At 66.7% G+C, this 23,056-nt stretch carries 27 protein-coding genes; 18 read left to right on the top strand and 9 right to left on the bottom strand.

The window, feature by feature from the left end; translation table 11 throughout:
• Positions 1-67 precede the first annotated feature (67 nt).
• From ACODTJ_RS16975 to ACODTJ_RS16960, 4 genes are all read left to right on the top strand, one after another.
• Entirely contained in the window at positions 68-820 is a 753-nt protein-coding gene (locus ACODTJ_RS16975) for a DUF899 domain-containing protein (RefSeq protein WP_454657632.1), read from the top strand.
• A 92-nt stretch (positions 821-912) separates the two neighbouring features.
• Positions 913-1,635, top strand: a complete 723-nt coding sequence (locus tag ACODTJ_RS16970; RefSeq protein ID WP_488849499.1) for a DUF1428 domain-containing protein — start codon at positions 913-915, stop codon at positions 1,633-1,635.
• Between the two features lie 274 nt (positions 1,636-1,909).
• Positions 1,910-2,749 carry a sulfite exporter TauE/SafE family protein gene (locus ACODTJ_RS16965; RefSeq protein ID WP_454657630.1) on the top strand — a complete coding sequence of 280 codons (840 nt, stop codon included), beginning with the start codon at positions 1,910-1,912 and terminating at the stop codon, positions 2,747-2,749.
• 11 nt (positions 2,750-2,760) lie between these two features.
• Positions 2,761-3,243, top strand: coding sequence for a GNAT family N-acetyltransferase (locus tag ACODTJ_RS16960; protein ID WP_454657629.1), 483 nt, complete (start codon positions 2,761-2,763; stop codon positions 3,241-3,243).
• A 3-nt stretch (positions 3,244-3,246) separates the two neighbouring features.
• Here the strand turns inward: ACODTJ_RS16960 and ACODTJ_RS16955 are convergent, their stop codons facing one another.
• Entirely contained in the window at positions 3,247-3,423 is a 177-nt protein-coding gene (locus ACODTJ_RS16955) for a DUF1289 domain-containing protein (protein ID WP_454657628.1), read from the bottom strand.
• A complete protein-coding gene (locus ACODTJ_RS16950; RefSeq protein WP_454657627.1) occupies positions 3,420-4,265 on the bottom strand; it encodes an adenosylcobinamide-GDP ribazoletransferase in 846 nt (281 codons plus the stop codon). Before ACODTJ_RS16950 ends, ACODTJ_RS16955 begins: the two co-directional genes overlap by 4 nt.
• Positions 4,266-4,380: 115 nt before the next feature.
• Here ACODTJ_RS16950 and cobT point away from each other — a divergent pair, with 115 nt between their 5' ends.
• The gene (cobT, locus tag ACODTJ_RS16945; protein ID WP_454657626.1) at positions 4,381-5,400 is read left to right on the top strand and encodes a nicotinate-nucleotide--dimethylbenzimidazole phosphoribosyltransferase; all 1,020 of its coding nucleotides are present in this window, start codon (positions 4,381-4,383) and stop codon (positions 5,398-5,400) included.
• A gap of 114 nt (positions 5,401-5,514) precedes the next feature.
• Here cobT and ACODTJ_RS16940 read toward each other — a convergent pair whose 3' ends face one another.
• Both ACODTJ_RS16940 and ACODTJ_RS16935 read right to left on the bottom strand, forming a co-directional pair.
• A complete protein-coding gene (locus tag ACODTJ_RS16940; RefSeq protein WP_454657625.1) occupies positions 5,515-6,633 on the bottom strand; it encodes a D-alanine--D-alanine ligase family protein in 1,119 nt (372 codons plus the stop codon).
• 90 nt (positions 6,634-6,723) lie between these two features.
• Complete coding sequence (locus ACODTJ_RS16935) at positions 6,724-8,247, bottom strand: sensor histidine kinase (protein ID WP_454657624.1); 1,524 nt, start codon at positions 8,245-8,247, stop codon at positions 6,724-6,726.
• Between the two features lie 87 nt (positions 8,248-8,334).
• Between ACODTJ_RS16935 and ACODTJ_RS16930 the strand changes: the two genes are divergently transcribed.
• The 5 genes from ACODTJ_RS16930 to ACODTJ_RS16910 all read left to right on the top strand — a co-directional run bounded on the left by ACODTJ_RS16930 (position 8,335) and on the right by ACODTJ_RS16910 (position 11,151).
• Positions 8,335-8,886, top strand: coding sequence for a thermonuclease family protein (locus tag ACODTJ_RS16930; protein ID WP_454657623.1), 552 nt, complete (start codon positions 8,335-8,337; stop codon positions 8,884-8,886).
• A 96-nt stretch (positions 8,887-8,982) separates the two neighbouring features.
• Positions 8,983-9,594, top strand: coding sequence for a glutathione S-transferase family protein (locus ACODTJ_RS16925; RefSeq protein WP_454657622.1), 612 nt, complete (start codon positions 8,983-8,985; stop codon positions 9,592-9,594).
• The gene (locus tag ACODTJ_RS16920) at positions 9,594-10,061 is read left to right on the top strand and encodes a hypothetical protein (RefSeq protein WP_454657621.1); all 468 of its coding nucleotides are present in this window, start codon (positions 9,594-9,596) and stop codon (positions 10,059-10,061) included. Before ACODTJ_RS16925 ends, ACODTJ_RS16920 begins: the two co-directional genes overlap by 1 nt.
• The gene (locus ACODTJ_RS16915; protein WP_454657620.1) at positions 10,061-10,528 is read left to right on the top strand and encodes a hypothetical protein; all 468 of its coding nucleotides are present in this window, start codon (positions 10,061-10,063) and stop codon (positions 10,526-10,528) included. Before ACODTJ_RS16920 ends, ACODTJ_RS16915 begins: the two co-directional genes overlap by 1 nt.
• Positions 10,525-11,151 carry a uracil-DNA glycosylase family protein gene (locus tag ACODTJ_RS16910; protein ID WP_454657619.1) on the top strand — a complete coding sequence of 209 codons (627 nt, stop codon included), beginning with the start codon at positions 10,525-10,527 and terminating at the stop codon, positions 11,149-11,151. The genes ACODTJ_RS16915 and ACODTJ_RS16910 overlap by 4 nt, the downstream gene beginning before the upstream one ends.
• A gap of 9 nt (positions 11,152-11,160) precedes the next feature.
• On the opposite strand, the gene ACODTJ_RS16905 is transcribed toward ACODTJ_RS16910, so the two are convergent.
• The 3 genes from ACODTJ_RS16905 to ACODTJ_RS16895 form a co-directional block, all read right to left on the bottom strand.
• Positions 11,161-11,547: a porin family protein gene (locus ACODTJ_RS16905; RefSeq protein WP_454657618.1), complete on the bottom strand. Its 387-nt coding sequence runs from the start codon at positions 11,545-11,547 to the stop codon at positions 11,161-11,163.
• 139 nt (positions 11,548-11,686) lie between these two features.
• A complete protein-coding gene (locus tag ACODTJ_RS16900; RefSeq protein ID WP_454657617.1) occupies positions 11,687-12,781 on the bottom strand; it encodes a TRAP transporter substrate-binding protein in 1,095 nt (364 codons plus the stop codon).
• A 247-nt stretch (positions 12,782-13,028) separates the two neighbouring features.
• A complete protein-coding gene (locus tag ACODTJ_RS16895) occupies positions 13,029-14,114 on the bottom strand; it encodes a TRAP transporter substrate-binding protein (RefSeq protein ID WP_454657616.1) in 1,086 nt (361 codons plus the stop codon).
• A gap of 188 nt (positions 14,115-14,302) precedes the next feature.
• Between ACODTJ_RS16895 and ACODTJ_RS16890 the strand changes: the two genes are divergently transcribed.
• The 3 genes from ACODTJ_RS16890 to ACODTJ_RS16880 are packed head-to-tail and all read left to right on the top strand — an operon-like array spanning position 14,303 to position 16,668.
• On the top strand, positions 14,303-14,824 hold the full coding sequence (locus ACODTJ_RS16890; protein ID WP_454657615.1) for a GNAT family N-acetyltransferase: 522 nt from the start codon (positions 14,303-14,305) through the stop codon (positions 14,822-14,824).
• 15 nt (positions 14,825-14,839) lie between these two features.
• Positions 14,840-15,892 (top strand): agmatinase, encoded by a 1,053-nt coding sequence (gene speB / locus ACODTJ_RS16885; RefSeq protein WP_454657614.1) that lies wholly within the window; start codon positions 14,840-14,842, stop codon positions 15,890-15,892.
• Positions 15,889-16,668, top strand: coding sequence for a hypothetical protein (locus ACODTJ_RS16880; protein ID WP_454657613.1), 780 nt, complete (start codon positions 15,889-15,891; stop codon positions 16,666-16,668). The genes speB and ACODTJ_RS16880 overlap by 4 nt, the downstream gene beginning before the upstream one ends.
• A gap of 18 nt (positions 16,669-16,686) precedes the next feature.
• Here ACODTJ_RS16880 and ACODTJ_RS16875 read toward each other — a convergent pair whose 3' ends face one another.
• Entirely contained in the window at positions 16,687-17,361 is a 675-nt protein-coding gene (locus tag ACODTJ_RS16875; protein ID WP_454657612.1) for a spermidine synthase, read from the bottom strand.
• A gap of 179 nt (positions 17,362-17,540) precedes the next feature.
• Here ACODTJ_RS16875 and ACODTJ_RS16870 point away from each other — a divergent pair, with 179 nt between their 5' ends.
• The 4 genes from ACODTJ_RS16870 to ACODTJ_RS16855 all read left to right on the top strand — a co-directional run bounded on the left by ACODTJ_RS16870 (position 17,541) and on the right by ACODTJ_RS16855 (position 21,213).
• Positions 17,541-18,743 (top strand): MFS transporter, encoded by a 1,203-nt coding sequence (locus ACODTJ_RS16870; RefSeq protein WP_454657611.1) that lies wholly within the window; start codon positions 17,541-17,543, stop codon positions 18,741-18,743.
• 201 nt (positions 18,744-18,944) lie between these two features.
• Positions 18,945-19,721 (top strand): transporter substrate-binding domain-containing protein, encoded by a 777-nt coding sequence (locus ACODTJ_RS16865; RefSeq protein WP_454657610.1) that lies wholly within the window; start codon positions 18,945-18,947, stop codon positions 19,719-19,721.
• Positions 19,722-19,789: 68 nt separating this feature from the next.
• On the top strand, positions 19,790-20,500 hold the full coding sequence (locus ACODTJ_RS16860) for an ABC transporter permease (RefSeq protein ID WP_454657609.1): 711 nt from the start codon (positions 19,790-19,792) through the stop codon (positions 20,498-20,500).
• Complete coding sequence (locus ACODTJ_RS16855; RefSeq protein ID WP_454657608.1) at positions 20,497-21,213, top strand: ABC transporter permease; 717 nt, start codon at positions 20,497-20,499, stop codon at positions 21,211-21,213. The genes ACODTJ_RS16860 and ACODTJ_RS16855 overlap by 4 nt, the downstream gene beginning before the upstream one ends.
• A 7-nt stretch (positions 21,214-21,220) precedes the next feature.
• Here ACODTJ_RS16855 and map read toward each other — a convergent pair whose 3' ends face one another.
• Positions 21,221-21,973 carry a type I methionyl aminopeptidase gene (gene map, locus ACODTJ_RS16850; protein WP_454657607.1) on the bottom strand — a complete coding sequence of 251 codons (753 nt, stop codon included), beginning with the start codon at positions 21,971-21,973 and terminating at the stop codon, positions 21,221-21,223.
• Positions 21,974-22,106: 133 nt separating this feature from the next.
• Here map and ACODTJ_RS16845 point away from each other — a divergent pair, with 133 nt between their 5' ends.
• Positions 22,107-22,973 carry an NAD(P)-dependent oxidoreductase gene (locus tag ACODTJ_RS16845; RefSeq protein ID WP_454657606.1) on the top strand — a complete coding sequence of 289 codons (867 nt, stop codon included), beginning with the start codon at positions 22,107-22,109 and terminating at the stop codon, positions 22,971-22,973.
• The last annotated feature ends 83 nt before the right edge of the window (positions 22,974-23,056 follow it).

Raw genomic sequence — 23,056 nt, 5'->3', positions numbered from 1 at the left:
GCATGATCCGCGCCGCGCCGAAGAAGCCGCCGGCCCGGAGCCGGCGGAAATTGGAGGAGAGGAGACGATGGAACACAGGATCGTATCCCGTGAGGAGTGGCTTGCCGCGCGCAAGCTGCACCTCGCCAATGAGAAGGAGCTGACACGCCGGCGCGACGCCCTGTCGGCCGAGCGGCGCGCGCTGCCCTGGGTCAGGATCGGGAAGAATTACACCTTCGAGGGATGGGATGGGGCGCTGTCGCTGGGCGATCTCTTCGCCGGCAACAGCCAATTGATCATCTACCACTTCATGTTCGGGCCGGGTGCCCGGGAGGGCTGCCCGAGCTGCTCGTTTCTCGCCGATCATTTCGACGGCGCCAACCGGCATCTCAGGCATCACGATGTCAGCCTCGTCGTGGTCTCGCGCGCTCCTTACGCCGAGTTCCAGAATTTCCGGCACCGCATGGGCTGGGATTTCCCTTGGGTCTCCTCGGCCAACAGCGACTTCAACCACGACTTCCACGTCTCGCCGAGCGCGGAGGAGAAGGCGGCGGGCCGCTACGAGTACAATTACGCGATGCATGACGGGCAGAGCGGCGAGATGCCGGGCTTCAGCGTCTTCTATCGCAACGAGGCCGGCGAGATCTTCCACACCTACTCGACCTATGCCCGCGGCGGCGACCTCCTGATCGGCGCCCATAACTTCCTCGACATGACCCCGAAGGGGCGCAACGAGGTCGGCATCATGGACTGGGTCCGCCATCATGACCGCTATCCCAGCAAGCCTCTGGGCGCGGCGAGTTTCCAGCCTGAGCTCGCCGTGAGCTCCCGCTGCGATTGAGAACGATTTTGCGGACCCATTCCGGGTCTGTCGTGTTGATATCAACGTTTATCGAGCTGCTGCCGATGCAGCCGCGAGCAGGGAGATGTGCAATGGCCTATGTCGATGGTTTCGTCGCGGCGGTGCCCGCCGCGAACAAGGAAGAGTACCGCAAGCAGGCGGCCGACGCGGCGCCGCTGTTCAAGGAATTCGGCGTCAGGCGCCATGTCGAAGCCTGGGGCGACGATGTCCCGGACGGCAAGGTCACGGATTTCAAGGGCGCCGTGAAGGCGACGCCGGACGAGGTCGTGGTCTTCTCCTGGTTCGAATATCCCGACCGGGCGACGCGCGACGCCGCCAACGAGAAGATCATGAGCGATCCGCGCATGAAGGCGATGGGCGAGGCCATGCCCTTCGACGGCAAGCGCATGATCTATGGCGGCTTCGCCCCGATTCTCGATGAGGGCGAGGGCGGCGCGATGGGCTATCTCGACGGTGTCCTCGTCGCCGTGCCTGACGAGCGCAAGGCGGCCTACCGCGATTTCTCCGCCGGGCACGCCGCCCTGTTCAAGGAATACGGCGCCCGCCGCGTGGTCGATGCCTGGGGCGACGATGTGCCGGACGGCAAGCTCACCGACTTCAAGGGCGCGGTGAAGGCGCAGGCTGGCGAGACGGTGGTCTTCAGCTGGGTCGAATGGCCCTCCCGAGAGGTGCGCGCCGCCGCCTGGGGCAAGATGATGTCGGATCCGCGCATGGCGACGCTGGAGATGCCTTTCGATGGCAAGCGAGTCGTCTATGGCGGCTTCGCTCCGATCCTCGACACCGCGCGCGGCTGAGGCCGCTGGGGCGGACAAGACGAAAGCGTGCCGTTTCTGCAAGGAAGCACGCGGTCATCCCGGGCTTGGCCCGGGATCCATGCCGGAACGTCGCCGATCAAGGTTCAGGCATGGATCCCGGATCTTCGCTTCGCTCCGTCCGGGATGACCCGCGTTTCCATCGAAGCGCGGCAGCCCCAGGGTCTTGCTACACGCAACGGCTATGCGGGGGTGGCATCTTGCCCCCGCCGGCCAAATCGCCGAGAGATCGGGCGGCTTCACCGGATCTCTCGTCATGTTTGCTGGCATCCCCATCGGCGATCTCGCCTTCCTCGCCGTCTCGCTCGTGCTGGCCGGCGCGGTCACTGGCCTTCTCGCTGGCGTCTTCGGCGTCGGTGGCGGCGCGGTCATCGTGCCCGTGCTCTACGAGATCTTCCGCGTCATCGGCGTGGCGGAGGAGGTGCGCATGCCGCTCAGCGTCGGCACCTCGCTCGCGATCATCATCCCGACGTCGATTCGCTCCTTCAACGCCCACCGCGCCAAGGGGCTGGTCGATCTCTCGATCCTCAAGGTCTGGGCCGTGCCCGTGATCGTCGGCGTCCTCGCCGGAAGCTGGATCGCCCGTTTCGCACCGGCCGATCTCTTCAAGATCGTCTTCGTCGTGGTCGCCACGATCTCGGCGCTGCGCCTGCTCTTCGCCGCCGATCGCTGGAAATTCGGCGAGGATATGCCCGGCAAGCCGCTGATGGTGGCCTATGGCGGTATCATCGGCGTGCTCTCGGCGCTGATGGGTATCGGCGGCGGCCAGCTCTCCAGTCTGTTCATGACCTTCTACGGCCGGCCGATCCATCAGGCGGTCGCGACGTCATCGGGCTTGGGCGTGCTGATCTCGATCCCGGGCGCGCTCGGCTTCATCTATGCCGGCTGGCCGCAGATGGCCCTGGGCACGTTGCCGCCGCTTTCGCTCGGCTATGTCTCGCTGATCGGCATGATCCTGTTCATCCCGACCTCGATCTGGACCGCCCCGATCGGTGCCAGCCTCGCTCATCGGCTCTCCAAGCGCCGCCTCGAGATCGCCTTCGGCCTGTTCCTGCTTTTCGTCGCCAGCCGCTTCGTCTGGTCGCTGATCCACTGAGGCGACCGGCCATGAGCGAGACCGCGATCCGGTTGCTGCGGCCCGAAGACCATGAGGCGCTGACAGCGCTGATGGTCGAGATGCAAGGGCATTACGGCGTGCCGTGCCCGGCTACCGAGGAGATTCTTGCGGGCCTCGCGGCTCTGCCGGCCGGCGTCGATATCCTGATCGCGGTCAAGGGCGCGGCGGTGCTCGGCTTCGCCTCCGCCTGCAATCTCTATCCGGGTCCGGGCCTGAAGAGCGGCTTCTTCCTCAAGGAAATCTACGTCGCCGATGCAGCCCGCGGTGCCGGGCTCGGCCGCAAGTTGATGACGGCGCTCGCCGAGCTGGCAGTGGAGCGCGGGCACCGACGCATCGACTGGACGGCCGATGCCGACGACGCGGCTTTGCTGCGCTTCTACGATGGCCTCGGCGCTGCCACCTATCCGAAGAAGGTGTTCTATCGCCTGACCGGCGATGCGCTGGTTCGTCTCGCCAGCGCGGATCAAGACTGACCTTCAGTCCTTGCGATCGGCCAGCCTCTCCGGCAGCACCGCCATGATCGCCAGCCGCTCAGCCTCGCTCAGCCGGCCCCATTGCGCGATCTCGGCGAGCGTCCGTCCGCAACCCTCGCAGAGCTTGCTGACGGGATCGATGACGCAGATTTTGATGCAGGGCGTCGAGGCGGCGCTCACCGTCCCACCCGCCCCAGAGCCAGCGCCAGCCCGAGATAGATCGCGATCTCGGCGAGCTGCTGGGCCGCGCCAAGGATGTCGCCCGTCTGCCCGCCGATGAGCCGCCGTGCCATGCGCGACAACACGGCAGCCGCGCCATGCGCCAGCGCGAACCCGATCAGTAGTCCAGCGATCGGCAATTGCGCCGCAAGGCCAATCCCGGTCGCGAGAAAGAGGCTGAGTCCCAAAGCGATCCGCGCCGTCAGCACCGTCGGCTGGCCGACGGCCGCCGCAGCCCCGCTGTTGCGTGCCGCCGGCTGCGTCGCGAGCATGAACAGTCCTTCTGCACGCGACCAGGGCGCCGCCACGAGCACCGTGGCCGCCGCCGCCCATGCGCCGGACCTGTCGAGGATCATCGCTATCAGGCTCGCACGTAGCAGCAGCGAGAGCCCCAGCGCCAGCGCGCCATAGGAGCCGATGCGGCTATCCTTCATGATCTCCAGCCGGCGCTCGACCGTATGCCCGCCGAAGAGACCGTCGGCGGTATCGGCCAATCCGTCCTCATGGAAAGCGCCCGTCGTCAGCGCGAGCGTCGTCAGCGCCAGCGCTGCGACGATGAAGCCACTAAGCCCTGCAAGCCCGGCCCCCAGCGCGACGAGCGCGGCCGGCGCCGCGATGACCAGCGCAGCGAAGGGCAGGGCACGCGGCACCTCGCGGAAATCCGGAATGCCATGGCCGTCGCTCTCGCCCGGCAGCAGCGGCACCGGCAGGCGCGACCAGAAGCGCAGGCAGATCGCGGTCGCGATTCCCCAGCCCGGCCAGTCCGGCGGGGGCGCCTCGCTCGTGGTCTCAGCCTCTGACATGCCTGCCGCGTCGTCTCGCTCGATTGTCTTCACGCTCCCGACCCTATAGCAGCAGCGTCAATCCTGCCGCCATGCCGATGCGCTGATGCGGCGCCCTCGCGAGATGGATTTGACCATGGCCGCCTCCGGATTGCCCTTCGACGATATCCGCGAGCTCATCGCCGCGATGCCTGGCCCCGACATGGCGGCGGCCAATGCGGTACGTGCCCGCGACGCTAATCTCACCAAGCCGGCCGGCAGCCTCGGCCGCCTGGAGGAGATCGCCGAATGGCTCGCCGCCTGGCAGGGCAAGGCTCCGCCGGAAGTCAGGCGCCCGCTGGTCTGTGTCTTCGCCGGCAACCATGGTGTGGTCGCGCAAGGCGTCTCGGCTTACCCGCAGACGGTGACGCGGCAGATGCTGGAGAATTTTGCCGCCGGCGGCGCCGCGATCAACCAGATCTGCGCGGCCTATGATCTCGGCTTCAAGGTCTTCGACCTCGCGCTCGACCTGCCGACTGGCGACTTCACCCAGACCGACGCGCTCGACGAGCGCGCCTGCGTCGCCACCATGGCCTTCGGCATGGAAGCGCTCGTCGGCGGCACCGACCTGCTCTGCCTCGGCGAGATGGGCATCGGCAACACCACCTCGGCGGCGGCGATCTATGCGGCGCTCTATGGTGGCGATGCCGCGCATTGGTGCGGTCGCGGCACCGGCGTCGACGACGAGGGGCTGAAGCGCAAGGTCGCGGCGGTGGAAGCCGGCCTCGCTTTGCATCGCGCCCATCTCAAGGACCCGCTCGAAGTCCTGCGTCGGCTCGGTGGGCGCGAGGTTGCGGCGATCTGCGGCGCCATCATCGCAGCCCGCTCGCAGCGCATCCCGGTGATTCTCGACGGCTATGTCGTGACGGCCGCCGCCGCGATCCTGCACGCGATCGAGCCGTCGACCATCGACCATTGCATCGCCGGCCATCTCTCGGCAGAGGGCGCCCATGCCGATGTGCTCGCCCGTCTCGGCAAGGTGCCTCTGCTGGCGCTCGACATGCGCCTCGGCGAGGGCACGGGCGCTGCGCTTGCCGCCGGCCTCGTCAAGGCGGCGGCTTCGGTCCATTCGGGCATGGCGACCTTCGAGCAGGCACAGGTCACGCGGAAGGATTGATTCCAGCCGTCATGCGCAGACCTGACCCGAGCATCTCGGAAACCAGCATCTTTTTTGTCCTGAGATTCTCGGGTCGAAGCTTCGCTTCGCCCGAGAATGACGGCGGTGGAGCTCCTACTCCGCGTAATCCGTCTTCAATCCCGCCCGCTCGGCATGGCGCTCCTGTGCCAGCTCGATCAGCCGTGTGATCAGGGCGGGGTAAGGCAGGCCGGAGGCCTCCATCATCTTCGGATACATGCTGATCGCGGTGAAGCCCGGCAGCGTGTTGATCTCGTTGAAGTAGAAGGCGCCGCTCTGGCGATCGAGGAAGAAATCGACGCGCGCGAGACCGCTGCATTCCAGCGCAAGGAAGGCATCGATCGCGAGCTGCCGCACGCGCGCCATCTGCGCGGCATCGAGCTTGGCCGGCAGGTCGACGCTGGCGCCGTCCTGGTCGAGATACTTCGCCTCGTAGGAGTAGAATTCATGCTGCGGGCCGGCATTGAGTTCGCTGGCGACGCTCGCCACCGGCGGATCGCCGTCGAGCACCGCGACCTCGATCTCGCGGGCATCGATGCCCTGCTCGATCAGGACCTTGGTGTCGTACTGGAAGGCGTCGGTGAGCGCGGCGTCGAGCGCCTCCCAGCTCTTGACCTTATGGACGCCGACGCTGGAGCCCATGTTGCAGGGCTTGACGAAGACGGGGAGCGTGAGCCGCCCCTCTGCCGCCTTGGCCGAGCCCGCGGGATCGCGCCGCCAGTCGCGGCGGGATAGGGCGAGATAAGGCGCGACCGGCAGGCCGGCGAGCGCCGCCAGCCGCTTCGCGATGTCCTTGTGCATGCCGACCGCCGAGGCCAGCACTCCCGAGCCGACATAGGCCGCCCCGGCGAGTTCCAGCAGGCCCTGCATCGCGCCATCCTCGCAGAGCGGGCCATGGATCACCGGGAACACGACATCGACCGGCGCGATCGCCGGCGCGGTGCTGTCGGCAGGCAGGATCGCGGTGCGCTCGCCTTGCGGCTCCAGCCGGATCGCGGGCGAATCCGTTGGGATGGGCAGGCTCTCGGTATTGGCCCCTTCGATCCGGCGCAAGTCGTGGCACTGCCAGCGGCCCTGCTTATCGATGCTCACCGGGACGGGCTCGAAGCGCTCGCGGTCGATATAGCGCAGGACCGAGGCCGCCGATTTCAGCGATACCTCATGCTCGCCCGACTTACCCCCATAGAGCACGGCGACGCGCGTTTTCCGGTTCATGATCCGATGGTCCGAGAGGCTGGAGGAAATGCCTGAACGAGGCTGTGAAAGGATGTCGCCGAGCGATGAGGCGAGATTCGGGCGGCTGGATCAGGCGGCGCGCGGCTTCGCCTTCGGTTCGGGCAAGGCGGCGAGCGTGTCCATCACGCGTTCGGCCGGCAGCGTGATCGTCACCTCGGTGCCGGCGCGCGGCTTGGACTTGAGGAGGAAGCCGCCGCCATGCAGGTCGATCAGCCCCTTGACGATCGGCAGGCCGAGGCCTGAGCCCTGCTCGGCCGTCTTGATCGCAAGGGAGCCACGCCCGAAGCTCTGCATCACGATCGGAATCTCGTTCTCGGGAATGCCGGGGCCGGTATCGGTGACGGAGACATATTGTCCGCCCGTCGCGGTCCAGCCGACCTTGACGGTGATTTCGCCACCCTGGGGCGTGAACTTGATCGCGTTCGAGAGCACGTTGAGCACGGCCTGACGGATGGCGCGCTCATCGGCCCAGACGCGCGGCAGGTCGGGCTCGGCCAGCGCCCGGATGCTCTGGCCCTTGGCCTTGGCCCGCAGCGCCAGCATGTGCTGGCACTCCTCGACGATGCTGGGAAGCGAAAGCGCCTCCTCGTTCAGCTCGTATTTGCCGGCTTCTATGCGCGAGAGGTCGAGAATCTCGTTGATCAGATTGAGCAGGTGCTGGCCCGAGCCGTGGATATCGGCCGAGTATTCCTTGTAGGCGGCATTGGCATGCCCGCCGAAGATCTCGTTCTTCATCACCTCGGAAAAGCCGAGGATGGCGTTGAGCGGCGTGCGCAACTCGTGGCTCATCGTCGCGAGGAAGCGCGATTTGGCGAGGTTTGCCTCTTCCGCCTTGCGCCGGGCCTCGTCCGAATTGGCGTTGGCGGTTTCGAGCTCGGCGATCAGCGCGTCCTTCTCGGCCCTGAACACGATCGAGGCGACCGAGCTCGCATAGAGCCGGTTGGCGAGGAAGATGAAGAAGAGCTGGGCCGAGGCCGCCATCAGCGCCATGGTGACGCTGTCCATGTCGCGCCGGTCCCAGAAGAAGACCATGATTCCGAGGATGATCGGGCTCAGCCCGGCATAGACCGCGATCGGGATCGTCGCCGAGAGCATGACGGTGAGCGCGCTGACGATCAGCAGGGCGGTGGTGGCGAAGACCTTGGCACCGGGCGCATCGACCGAGACGAACAGGAACAGCAGCAGCGACCAGGTCAGGCCGTGCATGCCCTCGGCGAGGGCGAAGAGCCGGCGCCAGAATTTCAACCGGACCTCGCCGGCAGCCTTTGTCAGGAAGCGTCGCGCCATCAGCACGATGATCATCGTCGAGAGCAGCACCGTGCCGCTCCAGACCGCGACGAGCGGAGCAGGCAGCCAGAGGCAAGAGGCGGCGGCGATGCCAAGCACGAGGACCAGCGTGCCGGCGGAGCCCGCGATCCGGTATTGCGCGAAGACGCGCAGCAGTTCGTTGTCGAAGGCGCGTTCCAGCCCGGTCGAGGAGGTCAGCCGTTCGCGCGCGGACTTGACCTCGCGCGTGACCAGCTTCCGGCGTGCCACGGCCGAGGGGTCGGGTCCGCGCCCGCGCTGCACCTGTTCGGCCGTCACTTCCGCCATGATAGGGAGCGTGTATCCTCGTTCGGTCCCTGCGGCATGCAGGGCCCGGCTCGCCATCATGGACACCAAATCGTTAAGCTCTTCCTGATGGCACCCTTCGGATTCGGTCGCTCCCGCTATGGACCTTTCGGCTGGCGCCGCGTCGGCCGGCCGGTCGACTTCGTCGTGGCGCTCGGCCTGCTCGGCTTTCTCGGGCTTGCCGGCGCGATCCTGCAGTATCGGCTCGGGCCGGCGCGCGAACTCACGGGAGCGGCTCAGGCGATCGATGGCGATTCGGTCCGGCTGCTCGGCGAGGAATTGCGTCTGGAAGGCATCGACGCACCCGAATACCGCCAGAGCTGCACTGCCCGCGACGGCAGGCCGGTTGCGTGCGGGCGCGAGGCGCGCCGCGCGTTGCAGGCGATGCTGGCGCGCGGCGAGACGCATTGCGAGATCGGCAAGGCCGATCGCTATGGCCGCGGCCTCGCCCGCTGCCGGCAGGGCGGCACCGACATCAACGCGACGCTGGTGCGCGAAGGCCATGCGGTCTCCTACGGCGCCTACCGTGCCGAGGAGGACGCGGCGCGAGCCGCCGGCCGCGGCATCTGGGCCACGCAGTTCGAGCGCCCGGAAGCCTGGCGCCGCAGCCACTCTCGCTGAGGCTTTCCGCCTTGCTGGCGTCATGAAGCGCCGGCAATCCGGTTGACCTTCCGGCGTGGGCCGTGATCGGGTACGGCGGCAGACGGAGGGGATCCGATGAAGCTCTATGATGGCGGACGGGCGCCGAATCCACGACGGGTCCGCATCTTCTTCGCCGAGAAGGGCGTGCCGCTGCCGGAGCTCGTGCCGGTCGACATCGCCAAGAAGGAGCACAGGACCGAGGCTTTCACCCGGCTCAACCCCGCCCAGCGCCTGCCTGTCCTCGAACTCGACGACGGCACGGCACTCGCCGAGACCATCGCGATCTGCCGCTATATCGAGGCGCTGCACCCGCAGCCGCCGCTCTTCGGCCGCGATGCGAAGGAGCAGGCGACCATCGAGATGTGGAACCGCCGCGTCGAGCTCGGCCTCTTCGCCAGCGTCGCCGCCGTCTTCCGCCACAGCCATCCCTCGATGGCGGAGCTGGAGGAGCAGGTGCCGGAATGGGCCGAGGCCAATCGCGACCAGATGGACGACCATCTCTGGCTGCTCGAATTGCAGCTCGCGGCCAATCCCTTCATCTGCGGCGATGCCCTGACGGTGGCCGACATCACGGCCGGCATCGCCATCGATTTCATGAAGCCATCGCGCATCCCGCTGCCGGAGGATTTTGTCCATATCCGCCGCTGGCATGGCGAATTGTCCGGCCGCCCGAGCTGGAAGATCTGATGCGCCGGTTCGCTTTGGCCCTGCTCGCCGTCCTGACCTCGCCCGCTCATGCACCGGCCGCCGAAAGGCTGAGCGGCGAGGCGATCGAGCGCGCCTTCCGGGGCAATACGGTCTCCGGCCGCTACACCAATGGCGGCTTCTTCACCGAATATCACGACCCCGATGGCAGGGCGCTCGGCCATAACGGCTGGCAGTCCAATGCCGATGCCTGCTGGATCACCAAGCCGGATAGCATCTGCTACTATTACGGCCCGCAGACCGATCGCACGGTGCATTGCTTCTCGGTTGAGATGAGCGGCGATCTCTACGTCCTGCGCAACAACGGCAACGGCATGGTCAACGCGCTGGCCAAGGTCGAACTCGGCAATCCCCGCAATCATAGCGATAACGGCACGCCCTGGTATTGCGACGGGCTTATCTCGCGGGCGCCCGGTCCCCCGATGAGCCGGAAGCTGGCGCGGCGCTGATGACCAGGCTCGCAGGTATCGCCGGCTTTGCGTTCGGCCTGCTGGCCGCAAGCCAGGCACCTGCGGTCGAGCGCCTGAGCGGCGATCAGATCAGGCGGCTCTTCGAGGGCAACACCGTCTCCGGCCGCTATTCCGGCAGCAACCTGCTGTTCAGTGAGTATCATCACGCTGATGGTCGGGCGAGCGGGCATAATCGCCATCTGACGAACACCGATGCCTGCTGGACCACGACGCCGGATTCCGTCTGCTATTATTACGGTCCGATCGAAAAACGCCGCACCTATTGCTTCGCCATCGAGACCAGCGGCGACCTGATCGTCATCCGCAGCCGCCCGAGCGGCCGGATCAACGGCCTCGCCCGCGTCGAGAAGGGCGATCCCTACGGCTACGCCACGAAGAAATCCGACTGGGTTTGCGACGGCCTGATCTCGCGGGCACCGGGCCGGTCGCGTCTGGCAGGCCGATGAGCCCCGGCGAGGGGCTCGATGAGGTGCTGGCGGAGCTGCGAGCCTGCCGCATCTGCCGTGACGCTCCGCTCTACCTGCCGCCCTTGCCGCATCAGCCCCGCCCGGTCATCCAGGCTGCGGCGACGGCCCGGCTCTGCATCGCCGGGCAGGCGCCGGGCACCCGCGTCCATGCCAGCGGCCGGCCCTTCACCGACCCTTCGGGCGTGCGCCTGCGCAGTTGGCTCGGCATCGACGAAGCGCTGTTCTACGATGCGGCCAAGGTGGCGATCGTGCCGATGGGGTTCTGCTTTCCCGGCCTCGATGCCAAGGGCGGCGACAAGCCACCGCGGCGGGAATGCGCGCCGACCTGGCGGAGCCGCGTTCTCGCGGGGCTGCCGCGGGTCGAACTCGTGCTGGCGATCGGGCGTTATGCCCAGAGCTGGCATCTAGGTGCGAAGGAAGCGGCCAATCTCTCTGCGACCGTCGCTGACTGGCGTGAAATCCTCGCGCGGCCGGGCTTTCCGCGCGTCCTGCCGCTGCCGCACCCGTCATGGCGCAACAATGCCTGGCTCAAGCGCAACCCATGGTTCGAGGAGGAACTCCTGCCCGCCCTGCGACAGGAAGTCGGGCGCCTGCTGCGGTAGTCCGGATGCTCAGTAGCGGAAGGGACCGGAATCGAGCCCGCGATTGACCTGGCCACGCACACCGACCACCGTGCGGACGGGGCCGAGCGCGGTTTGCCCGCGGCTTTCGAGATAGGCTACCCCGTCGGCGCGGCTGCCATAGCCATTGCGGGAGCTCTTGCCGAATTCGGCGCGGACGGCGCCGCCCGCCCGCACGCAGAAAGCCGAACCTTCCATCCGGATGAAGCCCGCGCCGTATTCCGGGCAGGGACGGGCGGCGGAACCGGGTTTGGCGGCCGGTTTCGCGGTGGCCTCGTACGGCGCTGATTTCCGGGGCAACGGCTCGCCGATCGACTGTGCCGAAGCTGCCGTTGCGAGGCCGGTCAGAAGCAGGGCGAGGGTGGCGGTGCGGAGCATGGCGAACATCCGTGGCGACGGTCCTTGCTACTGAGCCAGCAAGGCGCAGTTGTGGCAAGATCGCCCGTTCAGGCCCGGCCATAGAAAAACCCCGGCTCGCGCCGGGGTGAGTATCCCTCGCGCTACGGGCTCTGTTGGATCAGAGCTGATTCGAAACGCGCGAGCGGATCAGGAAATTGTCGAAGGTGTATTCGGCGATCTGGAACCAGAGATATTCGTCGCCGCGGAAGGCCGCCATCGAATCGTAGATCTTCTTGAAATCCGGATTCTTGGCCGAGGTTTCGGCATAGACCTCCTTCGAGGCCTTCAGGCAGGCTTCGAGGATCTCCTGCGAGAACGGGCGCAACTGCGCGCCACCGGCGACCAGACGCTTCAGGGCCGGCGGATTGCGGGCGTCGTATTTCGCCTGCATGTCGATATTGGCCTGGGCCGCGGCCGTGGTGAGCAGCGATTTGTAGGTCTTCGGCAGCTCTTCCCATTTCTTCGTGTTGATGAAGAAATGCAGCGAGGCGCCGCCTTCCCACCAGCCCGGATAATAGTAATACGGCGCAACCTTGTTGAAGCCGAGCTTCTCGTCATCGGCCGGGCCGACCCACTCGGCCGCGTCGATCGTGCCCTTTTCGAGCGCCGGATAGATGTCGCCGCCGCCGATCTGCTGCGGCACGACGCCAAGCTTGCTCATCACCTGCCCGGCGAAGCCACCGATGCGCATCTTGATGCCCTGCAGGTCGGCGACCGTCTTGATCTCCTTGCGGAACCAGCCGCCCATCTGGCAGCCGGTATTGCCGCCGGGCAGGGCGTAGATGCTCGCCTTCTTGTAGAATTCGTTCAGCAGCTCGTTGCCGCCGCCATGGTAGAACCAGGCGTTCTGCATGCGCGCATTGAGCCCGAACGGCACCGCGGTGCCGAAAGCGTAGGTCGGATCCTTGCCGACATAGTAATAGGACGCGGTGTGGCACATCTCGACGGTGCCGTTCGTGACGGCATCCGCCGCCTGCAATGCCGGCACGATCTCGCCGGCCGCAAAAACCTGGATCTGAAAGTTGCCGTCGGTCGCTTCCGAGACGGCTTTGGCGAGAACTTCAGAAGCCCCGTAGATGGTATCCAGCGATTTCGGGAAGGATGAGGTGATGCGCCACCTGATCTCCGGCATCGACTGCGCGATGGCCGGACTGGCGATCGCGCCCGCAGCTGCCCCTGCCGCTGCGGTCTTCAAGAATAGGCGTCGCTTCATCAACTATGCCCTCCCTCTGGGTCTCGCCGGTTTTCCGGTCGTGCCGATGCGCGCCAGCAAAGCAGGTCTGTTGGCCGGCGCAAGAGAAATTTGCATAGCTATCATGCAATTTCATCATGAATCGACGCCGAACCCTGCTTCTTCCAGATCGATGGTGGGCGGAGGGGGAAGGGCCGAGCCCGAAATGCAGCAAGGCCCGGCTTTCGCCGGGGCCTTGCATCGTCGAGCGAGTGTCGCGCCGGAGCGCTCAGCGAGCGCGGGTGCGGACCTGGAAGACGTCGAAGCTGAGCTCGGCGACCTGCCACCAGAGATACTGGTCGGAACGGAAGGCAGCCATGGCGTCGATCGCCTTCTTGAAGTCCGGGTTCTTGGCCGAGATCTCGGCATAGAGCTCGTTGGAGGCCTTCAGGGAGGCTTCCATCACGTCCTGCGGGAACGGGCGAAGCTGCGTGCCGGCCGCGACGAGGCGCTTCAGCGCCGCCGGGTTCACTACGTCGTAGCGGGCGGCCATCTGCGTGTTGGCATAGGTGCAGGCGGCGGTCAGCGCGGCCTGGTAGGCCTTCGGCAGGGCGTTCCACTTCTCCAGGTTGACGAAGGCGTGCACGGTCGGGCCGCCCTCCCAGAAGCCCGGATAATAGTAGTACGGTGCGACCTTGGCGAAACCGAGCTTCTCGTCGTCATAGGGGCCGACCCACTCGGCGCCGTCGATCGTGCCCTTCTCGAGCGCCGGGTAGATGTCGCCGCCGCCGATCTGCTGCGGCACGACGCCGAGCTTGCTCAGCACCGAGCCGGCGATGCCGCCGATGCGCATCTTCAGGCCCTGGAGGTCGGCGACCGACTTGATCTCCTTGCGGAACCAGCCGCCCATCTGCGCGCCGGTATTGCCGCAGGGCAGGCCGTAGATGTTGAACTTCTTGTAGAACTCGTTGAACAGTTCGTTGCCGCCGTTCTGGAACAGCCAGGCGTTCTGCTGGCGGGCATTGAGGCCGAATGGCACCGAGGCGGCGACAGCGAAGGTCGGGTCCTTGCCGACATAGTAGTACGAGACGGTGTGGGCCATCTCGACGGTGCCGTTGGTCACGGCGTCGGCCGCCTGCAGCGCCGGCACGATTTCACCGGCCGCGAAGACCTGGATCTGGAACTTGCCGTCGGTCAGCTCGGAGACCATTTTCGCCATGATCTCGGCGCCGGCATAGATCGTGTCGAGGGACTTCGGGAAGCTCGACGCCAGGCGCCATTTGATTTCCGGATTCGACTGGGCGACGGCCGGCATGGCGACGGCGGTCGCAGCGGCGCCGGCTGCGGCGGTCTGGATAAACTGACGACGCTTCATCTAGGGACTCTCCTCGGATGTCTGGCGGGTGCGGGCGTTTCGAAACAGCTTCTGCCGCCCGGCGTTCGGAATCGGGTTGTAGCGAATGGGTTTTCGAAGCGCGAGGGATTTCATCGCCGATTCCTGCGACTTTCGGCTAGTTTCCGTCCGCATCTTGGCGCGCTCCTCCGGCGATGGTTAAAGCGGGCATGATCGAGACCGAAAACCTGCGCCTGCGCCGTCCCGAGATCGATGATCTCGACGCGATCCATGCGATGCGCAGCGACCTCGATGTCGTCCGTTTCCTCGGCGGCCGCGCGCTCAATCGCGAGGAGGCTTGGCACCGGCTGATGCGCCTCGTCGGCCACTGGGCCCTGCGCGGCTACGGCATGTTCGCGGTCGTCGAGAAGGGCAGCGGCGCCCTGGTCGGCGAAGTCGGCCTGTTCGACGGTTGCCGGGGCCTGTCCCCCGATTTCGACAATGCGCCCGAGGCCGGCTGGATCCTGGCCAGCGCCGCGCATGGCAAGGGCTATGCGGGTGAGGCTGCGGCGGCGGCCCATCGCTGGTTCGCCGCGACCCATGGCGAGCAGCGCAGCGTCTGCATCATCGCGCCCGAGAATCTTGCCTCCTTCCGCGTCGCGCACAAGCTCGGCTACAAGAGTTTCGGACAGGTCGATTATCAGAACAGGCCGGTGGTGATGCTCGAACGCATCCCCGGCGGAAGGGCGTGAGGCGGGGAGGCCGGCATGGATCAGGACAGGCTCGCGAAGCTGCGGCAGCGTTATGCCGGAGCCGGAGGCGGCGACATTCACGATCCGCATTTCGCCAAGGTGGCCGCGGCCCAGTTCACCGGCGACAAGCGCAAATGGCCCTTCGCCGATGTCGCGACCTTCGTCGGTGCGCCCTACCGCCCCGATGCCCTGACCACGCCCGGCCTCGGCGGGCTCGACGTCGCGATCATCGGCGTGCCGATGGATCTCGGCGTCACCAATCGCGCCGGCGCGCGCCTCGGTCCGCGCGCGGTGCGTGCGATCGAGCGCATGGGGCCGATGGATCATGTGCTGGGCACCGCGCCCTTCACCATGCTCAGGGCCGCCGATATCGGCGACGTGCCGTTCCGCTCGCGTTACTCGCTGGAGAGCTGCCACGAGGATATCGAGGCGACCTTCAGGACGATCGTCGAGGCCGGCGTTTCGCCGCTGGCCGTCGGGGGCGACCATTCCATCACCTATTCGATCCTGAAGGCGGTCGGCGCGAAGCGCCCGGTCGGCATGGTCCATATCGACGCCCATTGCGATACATCCGGCCCCTATGAGGGTTCGAAATTCCATCATGGCGGGCCGTTCCGGCAGGCGGTGCTCGACGGGGTGCTCGATCCCGAGCGCGTGATCCAGATCGGCATCCGCGGCGGCGCCGAATATCTCTGGGAGTTCTCCTACGAGTCCGGCATGACCGTGATCCACGCCAACGAGGTCGACGATCTCGGCCTGGAGGCGGTGATTGCGAAGGCATTGGCCGTGATCGGCGACGGGCCGACCTATGTCTCCTTCGATGTCGATTCGCTCGATCCGGGCTTTGCGCCGGGTACGGGCACGCCCGAAGTCGGGGGCTTGAGCCCGCGCGAGGCCTTGGCGATCCTGCGGGCGCTGAAGGGACGCGACATCGTCGCCGCGGATGTCGTAGAAGTCGCCCCGCAATACGACGCGACAAGCAACACGGCGCAGTGCGCGGCACAGGTGCTCTTCACCGAGCTCTGCCTGCTGGCTGAGGCGCGCGCTTCGGGAAAAGGACGACCATGATTCGGATTCGATCGATCGCACGGATCGCCGCGCTCGGCGGGCTCTGCCTGCTGGCTCCCGCCGCGCGCGCCGAGGTGCCCGCCAACGGAAAGGCCTATCTGGACGCCGCCTACGCCTCCGTCGAATCGCTGTTCAAGCTGTATGACGGCAAGCCCAACCTGCCGCGCCTGTCGGACCCGGTCGACGGCAAGGTTCTGGCCGATGTCTGGAACGCCCCGGCAATCCTCGGCAAGCCGCCCTATGGCGCCGACGATCTCCCCACGCTGATCGATTTCGTGAAGAAGCAGACCAGCATCCTGCAGGCCTATGCCCTGTTCTCGCCGCAGCCGGGCCGGAAGGCCCCGGACCAGGCGGCGAATGCCGTCGAGTTTCAGGACGAGCTGACCCGGGCGCGCGTCTTCCTGCTTCAGACGGCGGGCGGCGTCCTGTCGGCGATCAATGATTTCGCCGCCAGGCTGAAGGATCAGGACAAGACCGAGGATCGGGCACGGGGCTTGCGGGAGATGCGGCTCGGCCTGCAGGAGATCGTCGTCGGCGCGGCGCTGGCGCTGCGCAGCCCCGAACTGCGCGATGCGAATCGCCTGTTGATCGCGCAGGCCTTCGCCGAGAATGCCGCCGGCATCGCCACCGCACTGGCCCCGCCGGATCGGACTGCGCTCGTGTCGGCGCTCCAGGCGGTTCGCCCGTCCCTGAAGCCGGAAGCGCAGAAGGCGATCACGGATTTCGCCACGGCCGTGACCGCCGCTCCTTGCGAGCTCTTCTGCCTCGTCAACTGAGCGGCGGCGCCGCCGCTCTCAGGGCCGCGTCGCCAGCCAGATCACATGCCGAGCCCCGCCGCCGGTGCGGCGGGCGCGTGCGGTCACCTCTTCGGTGGCGAAGCCGGCCTGGCGCAAACGCCGCGTGAAGCCGTGATCCGGCCCCGAGGACCAGACCGCCAGAATGCCGCCCGGCCGTAATGCCGCCCGGGCGGCCTGCAGCCCCTCCGCCCCGTAGAGCTGGTCGTTGCCGGCGACGGTGAGCCCTTCCGGGCCATTGTCGACATCGAGCAGGATGGCGTCGTGGCGCGCCTTGCCGGCGCCGATCGCGGCGGCGACGTCGGTGACATTCACCCGCACGCGGGCATCGTCGAGAGAGCCGGCGAAGACCGCGGCCATCGGCCCCCGCGCCCAGGCGACGACGGCGGGAATGAGTTCCGCCACCTCCACTTGCGCATCATCAGGCAGATGGTCGAGCGCGGCCCGCAGCGTGAAGCCCATGCCGAGGCCGCCGATCAGGATGCTCGGCTGCCGGCGCTGTCCCAGCCTGTCGCAGACCAATGTCGCCAAAGCCTCCTCCGATCCGCTGAGGCGGCTGTTCATCAGCTCGTTGCTGCCGAGCATGATCGAGAATTCGGTGCCGCGCTGCTTCAGCCGGAGATCGCCGCTGCCATCCGGCAAGGCTGCCGTATCAAGGGTGGTCCAGGGTATCACGTCGCTCTCGCCTGTCTGGGAAGCCGCCTTATAGCGCATTTGATCCGAGGGCTCGGAAGCCAAAACGATATGCACGGATTGCATGAAATATTGCCGTGCACGTCGTTGATCGTTTGATGGTGCATGGCTATTTCATGTTGCGCCGCAGCATTCGCTGCCGCCTTCCGTGAAAGCCCAATATGACGCTCGCCGCGAACGATCGCAGCCTGGACGTATCCGCGTCCGCTCATGCGCCTGCCTCGGCAGGGCTCGTGCTGTTCGCGCTCGCCATGGGCGGCTTCGCCATCGGCACCACCGAATTCGCGACGATGAGCCTGCTGCCGTATTTCTCGGCGGGTCTCGGCATCGACGAGCCGACCGCGGGCCATGTCATCAGCATCTATGCGCTCGGCGTCGTCGTCGGCGCGCCCCTGATCGCCGTGCTGGCGGCGCGGATTCCGCGCCGCACGCTATTGATCGGTCTGATGGCCCTCTTCGCGCTCGGCAACGGGCTGAGCGCGCTGGCCCCGACCTATCACTGGATGCTGGTCTTCCGCTTCCTGAGCGGTCTGCCGCACGGCGCCTATTTCGGTGTCGCGGCGCTGGTTGCGGCCTCACTCTCGGCGCCGAATCGCCGGGCGCAATCGGTGGCGCGCGTCATGCTCGGCCTGACGGTTGCGACGATTCTCGGTGTTCCCGCCGCGAGCTGGATGGGGCAGGTGCTGGGCTGGCGCACGGGTTTCGCCATCGTCGCCGGCCTCGCCCTGCTGACGGTGGTCCTGATCGCCCTGTTCGCGCCGCGCGACACCGTCCAGCCGGGCGCGAGCCCGCTGCGGGAGCTCGGCGCCCTGAAGCGGCGGCAGGTCTGGCTGACGCTGGCGACCGGCGCGATCGGCTTCGGCGGCCTCTTTGCTGTCTATACCTATGTCGCCTCGACCCTGATGGCGGTGACCGAGGTTTCGCCCGCGTTCGTTCCCGTCGTGCTCGCGATCTTCGGCCTGGGATTGACGGCCGGCACGCTCGTCGCCGGCTGGGCCGCCGACCGTGCGCTCGTTCCCGCAACCGCAGGCATGCTGCTCTGGAGCGCCTTCTGGCTGGCGGCCTTTCCCTTCGCGGCCGGCAATATCTGGGCGGTCTCGCTGGTCATCTTCATGATCGGCAGCGGCGGCGGACTCGGCGCCATGCTCCAGACCCGCCTGATGGACGTTGCCGACGACGCGCAGACGCTCGCTGCCGCGCTCAACCACAGCGCCTTCAACGCCGCCAATGCGCTCGGCCCCTGGCTCGGCGGCATGGCGATCGCCGCCGGCTACGGCTGGACCTCGACCGGCTGGGTCGGCTCAGGCCTGGCGCTGGGCGGTCTCGCGATCTGGATCGTCGCTGTTCTCGACGCGCGCCGCTGAACCTGATGGCGGGGCCTTTCCGGCCCGCCCATCACCTGCTTCTTTGGTCGCATTCCGGTCAGCGCCGGTCGTTTGGGCGTGCAAGCCGCGAAAAGCTGCACCGCTCCCTCTTGCGAGCGGCGCGAAACTGCGCCCAATCTGTCGCCACAGAACCGGACCGGGACAACAGGAAGACCGGCCGGCTGAATCTGCGGAGGTTCCATGAAGAGTTTCGTTCGTTTCATCGCGGCGGCGGCGTTGACGGTTGCCGGCGCGACAGGTGCGCTCGCGCAGGCCAAGGAGTGGAAGGAGATCCGGATCGGCACGGAAGGCGCCTATCCGCCCTTCAACAACCTGAATGCCAAGAAGGAGCTCGAAGGCTACGAGATCGACTACGGCAACCTGCTCTGCGAGCGGATGAAGGTGAAATGCACCTGGGTCGTGCAGGACTGGGACGGCATCATCCCGGCGCTGCTGGCCAACAAATACGACGTCATCATCGCCGGCATGAACGCGACCGATGAGCGCAAGAAGCAGGTCGATTTCACCACGCCCTACAACAAGACCCCGATCTGGATGATCGGCCCGAAGAGCACCAAGTCGGACGACATCTCGCCGGCGGCGCTGAAGGGCAAGGCGATCGGCGCGCAGGGCTCGACCATCCACGCCAACTATCTCGAGAAGTACTACAAGGACTCGACGCCCCGGCTCTACCCGACCCAGGAAGAGGCCAATCTCGACCTGATCAACGGCCGGCTCGACTATATCGTCGCTGACGCGCTCGCCCTCTCGGACTTCCTGACCGGCAAGGGCAAGGATTGCTGCAAGTTCGTCGCCGAGGTGAAGCGCGACGACGCGATCCATGGCCCGGGTGTAGGCGCCGCGATCCGCAAGTCCGACACGGCGCTGAAGGCCATGTTCGACAAGGCGATCGCCGAGACGACCGCCGACGGCTCGAACCAGAAAATTCAGGACAAGTGGCTGAAATTCTCCAAGTGACGCCTGCAAACGCCTGACTCTCGCCGGCGCCTTTGCGCCGGCGAGCATTCTCTCCCGCACGGCACCTCATGCTCGAAAAATTCGCATTGCTCGGCTTCGGTCCTTCCGGCTGGGGGCCGGCGCTGCTTCAGGGCGCCGCCACGACGCTCTCGGTCGCGCTCGCAACCCTGCCATTCGGCCTGGGGCTCGGCCTCGTCATCGCGCTGCTGAAGCGCTCCGACAACGTCCTGCTGCGGGCGCTGGCCACGATCTACACCACCGTGTTCCGCGGCGTGCCGGAGCTGCTCACGCTCTACATCATCTATTTCGGCATCCAGATCCTGGTGCAGAAGGCCTGGACCGGCTTCTCGATCCCGCCCTTCGGCGCCGGCATGGTCGCGCTCGGCATGGTGCTCGCGGCCTTCTCCAGCGAGGTCTGGGTCGGCGCGCTGAACTCGATCCAGAAGGGCCAGCGCGAGGCTGCCGCCGCGCTCGGCCTCTCGAAGGCGCAGGCCTTTCGCCTCGTCGTCTTCCCGCAACTGATCCGCGTGGCGCTGCCCGGCCTCGGCAATAACTGGATGGTGCTTCTGAAGGAGACCTCGCTGATCTCCGTGATCACGCTGCAGGACATCATGTTCATTGCGACGCGGGCCAATGTCGTGACCAAGGAGCCGTTCCTGTTCTTCGGCACGGCGATGCTGCTCTATTTCTTCTTCTCGCTGGTCTCCGCCTGGGGCATCGACAAGCTCGAGCAGCGCACCAATCGCGGCCAGGCCGCCTTCGGCGGAGCGACGCGATGAACTGGTGCGAATATCCCGGCGCCTGGGTCGGCAGCGAAGTACTGCAGAACTACGGCTGCCGCATGGCGAGCGGCCTCTGGGTCACCTTCGAACTCGTGGCGATCTCGGTCGCCATCGGGTTCTTTCTGGCGCTCGGCCTTGCCGTGACCCGGCTCTACGGCCCGCGCTGGGCACGGATGGCGGTGAGCGGCTACACCACCTTCCTGCGCGGCACGCCGCTGCTCTGCCAGCTTTTCCTCGTCTATTACGGGCTCGGCCAGTTCCGCGAGTTCTGGCAGGGCATCGGCCTGTGGTGGTTCTTCCGCGAGCCGTTCTTCTGCGCGCTGTTCACCTTCACCATCAATACCGCCGCCTATCAGGCCGAGATCTTGCGCGGCGCCATCCAGGCCATCCCGCGCGGCCAATTCGAGGGGGCGCTCTCGCTCGGCCTGCATCGCTGGTCGACGCTGCGCCTCGTCGTGCTGCCGCAGGCGATGATCCTGGCGCTGCGCCCGCTCGGAAACGAGCTGATCGTGATGATCAAGTCGAGCGCCATCGTCTCGCTGGTGACCCTGTTCGACCTGATGGGCGCGACGCGGCTCGCCTTCGCCCGCTCCTTCGACCTCACGATCTATCTCTATGCCGCGCTGATCTATCTCGTGCTGGTCGAGATCATCCGCCGCATCTGGGACAGGCTCGAAATCAGGTTGAGCCGGCACATGGCGCTGCGCTGACCCGGTCTCAGCCCGGCAGGGTCAGCACCACCGCGCCCCGTGGGGTGGCGACGACGGTGTGCTCGTACTGGACGGTGGGCGCGCACGGATCGCTGTAGAGCGTCCAGCGATCACCGTCTGCGTTCTCCGCCCAGTCTGCGCCCAGCGACAGGAACGGCTCGACGGTGAAGACGAGCCCGTTCGTCATGGTCCGGCGTTCGCTGCGATCCGGCCAGGTCGCGATCTCCTTGGGTTCCTCGTGGAGCGAACGGCCGACGCCGTGGCTCGCGAGATTGCGCACCAGCGTATAGCCGTTCTTGTCGGCGAAGCGCCCGATGGCCTGCCCGATTCCGGCCAGCGGCTTGCCGGCGCCGACCTGCCCGATGCCGGCCCAGAGTGCCCGCCGGCCGTCGCGGCACAAGCGATCCAGTTTCGGCTTGACCGGCGGCACGGCGAAGGACGCGCCGGTATCGGCGAAGAAGCCGTTCTTCTCGGCGGAGACGTCGATATTGACGAGATCGCCCGCCAGGATGCGCCGCTCGCCGGGAATGCCGTGGGCGATCTCCTCGTTGACGCTGATGCAGGCCGCGCCGGGGAATTCATAGGCGAGCTCCGGGGCAGGGCGCGCGCCATGGTGTTCGAGATAATCGCGGCCGATCGTGTCGAGTTCGGCGGTGGTCATGCCGGGCTCGATCGCCTTGCCCATGGCCGCGAGTGCGCGGGCCACGATGCCGCCGATCTCCTTCAGCGCCTGCAATTCGTCGTCGTTGGATATGGTCATGAACCGGAGCTAAGCCGCGCGCCTCGCGCCCGCAAGGGAAAAGCCGCATGGGCGAATGGCGTGCAATCGCCTTCCCCGCCCGGCGCGTGCACGCTAAAGCGGGATTATCTTTGAAGAAAAGCGGGAGTTCGGCATGGCCAAAGTCGCATTCATCGGTCTCGGCGTGATGGGGTTCCCCATGGCCGGCCATCTCAAGGCCAAGGGTCATGAGGTCACCGTCTACAACCGCAACCCGACGAAGGCGCAGGATTGGGTCTCCCGCCATGGCGGGCTCTCGGCGCCGACCCCGGCCGAGGCCGCCAGAGGGCAGGAGATCGTCTTCTGCTGCGTCGGCAATGACGACGACCTGCGCTCGGTGACGACGGGCGAGAACGGAGCCTTTGCCGGCATGGAGAAGGGCGCGGTCTTCGTCGACCACACCACGGCCTCCGCCAATGTCGCGCGCGAGCTTTACGAAGCCGCGAAGCAGGGCGGCTTCGGCTTCGTCGACGCGCCGGTCTCGGGCGGGCAGGCCGGCGCCGAGAACGGCGTGCTGACCGTGATGTGCGGCGGCGAGCCCGAGACCTATGCCCGCGTCGAGCCGGTGATCGCGAGCTTCGCGCGCATGTGCAAGCTGATGGGCCCGGCCGGTTCCGGCCAGCTCACCAAGATGGTCAACCAGATCTGCATCGCGGGTCTGGTGCAGAGCCTGTCGGAGGGCGTGCATTTCGCCAAGCGCGCCGGGCTCGATGTCGAGACCATGCTGGAGGTCATCTCCAAGGGCGCGGCCGGCTCCTGGCAGATGGAGAACCGCGGCAAGACGATGAACCAGAACAAGTTCGATTTCGGCTTCGCCGTCGACTGGATGCGCAAGGATCTCGGCATCGTGCTCGACGAGGCCCGCCGCAACGGCGCGCAGCTGCCGGTCACCGCGCTGGTCGACCAGTTCTATGCCGAAGTCCAGAAGATGGGCGGCAATCGCTGGGATACGTCGAGCCTCATCGCTCGTCTCGAAGGCTGAGGGCGTCCCTTTGCCTTAGGCACAACCGCCCTTGTCATTCCGGGGCGCGCCGCAGGCGCGAACCCGGAACCCACGACTGGGTG

This window comes from Allobosea sp. FG18 (assembly GCF_057809495.1).
The sequence above is the reverse complement of the archived record's forward strand: the minus strand, read 5'-3'. Positions and strand labels throughout refer to the sequence as shown.

Excerpts from the sequence above, each read along its gene's own strand:
- ACODTJ_RS16890 (WP_454657615.1), top strand. The coding sequence starts at position 14,303 with ATGATCGAGACCGAAAACCTGCGCCTGCGCCGTCCCGAGATCGATGAT.
- ACODTJ_RS16900 (WP_454657617.1), bottom strand. The coding sequence starts at position 12,781 with ATGAAGCGACGCCTATTCTTGAAGACCGCAGCGGCAGGGGCAGCTGCG.
- ACODTJ_RS16930 (WP_454657623.1), top strand. The coding sequence starts at position 8,335 with ATGGCACCCTTCGGATTCGGTCGCTCCCGCTATGGACCTTTCGGCTGG.
- ACODTJ_RS16925 (WP_454657622.1), top strand. The coding sequence starts at position 8,983 with ATGAAGCTCTATGATGGCGGACGGGCGCCGAATCCACGACGGGTCCGC.
- ACODTJ_RS16910 (WP_454657619.1), top strand. The coding sequence starts at position 10,525 with ATGAGCCCCGGCGAGGGGCTCGATGAGGTGCTGGCGGAGCTGCGAGCC.
- ACODTJ_RS16895 (WP_454657616.1), bottom strand. The coding sequence starts at position 14,114 with ATGAAGCGTCGTCAGTTTATCCAGACCGCCGCAGCCGGCGCCGCTGCG.
- ACODTJ_RS16970 (WP_488849499.1), top strand. The coding sequence starts at position 913 with ATGGCCTATGTCGATGGTTTCGTCGCGGCGGTGCCCGCCGCGAACAAG.
- ACODTJ_RS16915 (WP_454657620.1), top strand. The coding sequence starts at position 10,061 with ATGACCAGGCTCGCAGGTATCGCCGGCTTTGCGTTCGGCCTGCTGGCC.
- ACODTJ_RS16920 (WP_454657621.1), top strand. The coding sequence starts at position 9,594 with ATGCGCCGGTTCGCTTTGGCCCTGCTCGCCGTCCTGACCTCGCCCGCT.
- ACODTJ_RS16940 (WP_454657625.1), bottom strand. The coding sequence starts at position 6,633 with ATGAACCGGAAAACGCGCGTCGCCGTGCTCTATGGGGGTAAGTCGGGC.
- ACODTJ_RS16855 (WP_454657608.1), top strand. The coding sequence starts at position 20,497 with ATGAACTGGTGCGAATATCCCGGCGCCTGGGTCGGCAGCGAAGTACTG.
- ACODTJ_RS16860 (WP_454657609.1), top strand. The coding sequence starts at position 19,790 with ATGCTCGAAAAATTCGCATTGCTCGGCTTCGGTCCTTCCGGCTGGGGG.
- speB (WP_454657614.1), top strand. The coding sequence starts at position 14,840 with ATGGATCAGGACAGGCTCGCGAAGCTGCGGCAGCGTTATGCCGGAGCC.
- cobT (WP_454657626.1), top strand. The coding sequence starts at position 4,381 with ATGGCCGCCTCCGGATTGCCCTTCGACGATATCCGCGAGCTCATCGCC.
- ACODTJ_RS16845 (WP_454657606.1), top strand. The coding sequence starts at position 22,107 with ATGGCCAAAGTCGCATTCATCGGTCTCGGCGTGATGGGGTTCCCCATG.
- ACODTJ_RS16870 (WP_454657611.1), top strand. The coding sequence starts at position 17,541 with ATGACGCTCGCCGCGAACGATCGCAGCCTGGACGTATCCGCGTCCGCT.
- ACODTJ_RS16965 (WP_454657630.1), top strand. The coding sequence starts at position 1,910 with ATGTTTGCTGGCATCCCCATCGGCGATCTCGCCTTCCTCGCCGTCTCG.
- ACODTJ_RS16960 (WP_454657629.1), top strand. The coding sequence starts at position 2,761 with ATGAGCGAGACCGCGATCCGGTTGCTGCGGCCCGAAGACCATGAGGCG.
- ACODTJ_RS16905 (WP_454657618.1), bottom strand. The coding sequence starts at position 11,547 with ATGCTCCGCACCGCCACCCTCGCCCTGCTTCTGACCGGCCTCGCAACG.
- ACODTJ_RS16865 (WP_454657610.1), top strand. The coding sequence starts at position 18,945 with ATGAAGAGTTTCGTTCGTTTCATCGCGGCGGCGGCGTTGACGGTTGCC.
- ACODTJ_RS16950 (WP_454657627.1), bottom strand. The coding sequence starts at position 4,265 with ATGTCAGAGGCTGAGACCACGAGCGAGGCGCCCCCGCCGGACTGGCCG.
- ACODTJ_RS16880 (WP_454657613.1), top strand. The coding sequence starts at position 15,889 with ATGATTCGGATTCGATCGATCGCACGGATCGCCGCGCTCGGCGGGCTC.
- ACODTJ_RS16935 (WP_454657624.1), bottom strand. The coding sequence starts at position 8,247 with ATGGCGGAAGTGACGGCCGAACAGGTGCAGCGCGGGCGCGGACCCGAC.
- ACODTJ_RS16975 (WP_454657632.1), top strand. The coding sequence starts at position 68 with ATGGAACACAGGATCGTATCCCGTGAGGAGTGGCTTGCCGCGCGCAAG.
- map (WP_454657607.1), bottom strand. The coding sequence starts at position 21,973 with ATGACCATATCCAACGACGACGAATTGCAGGCGCTGAAGGAGATCGGC.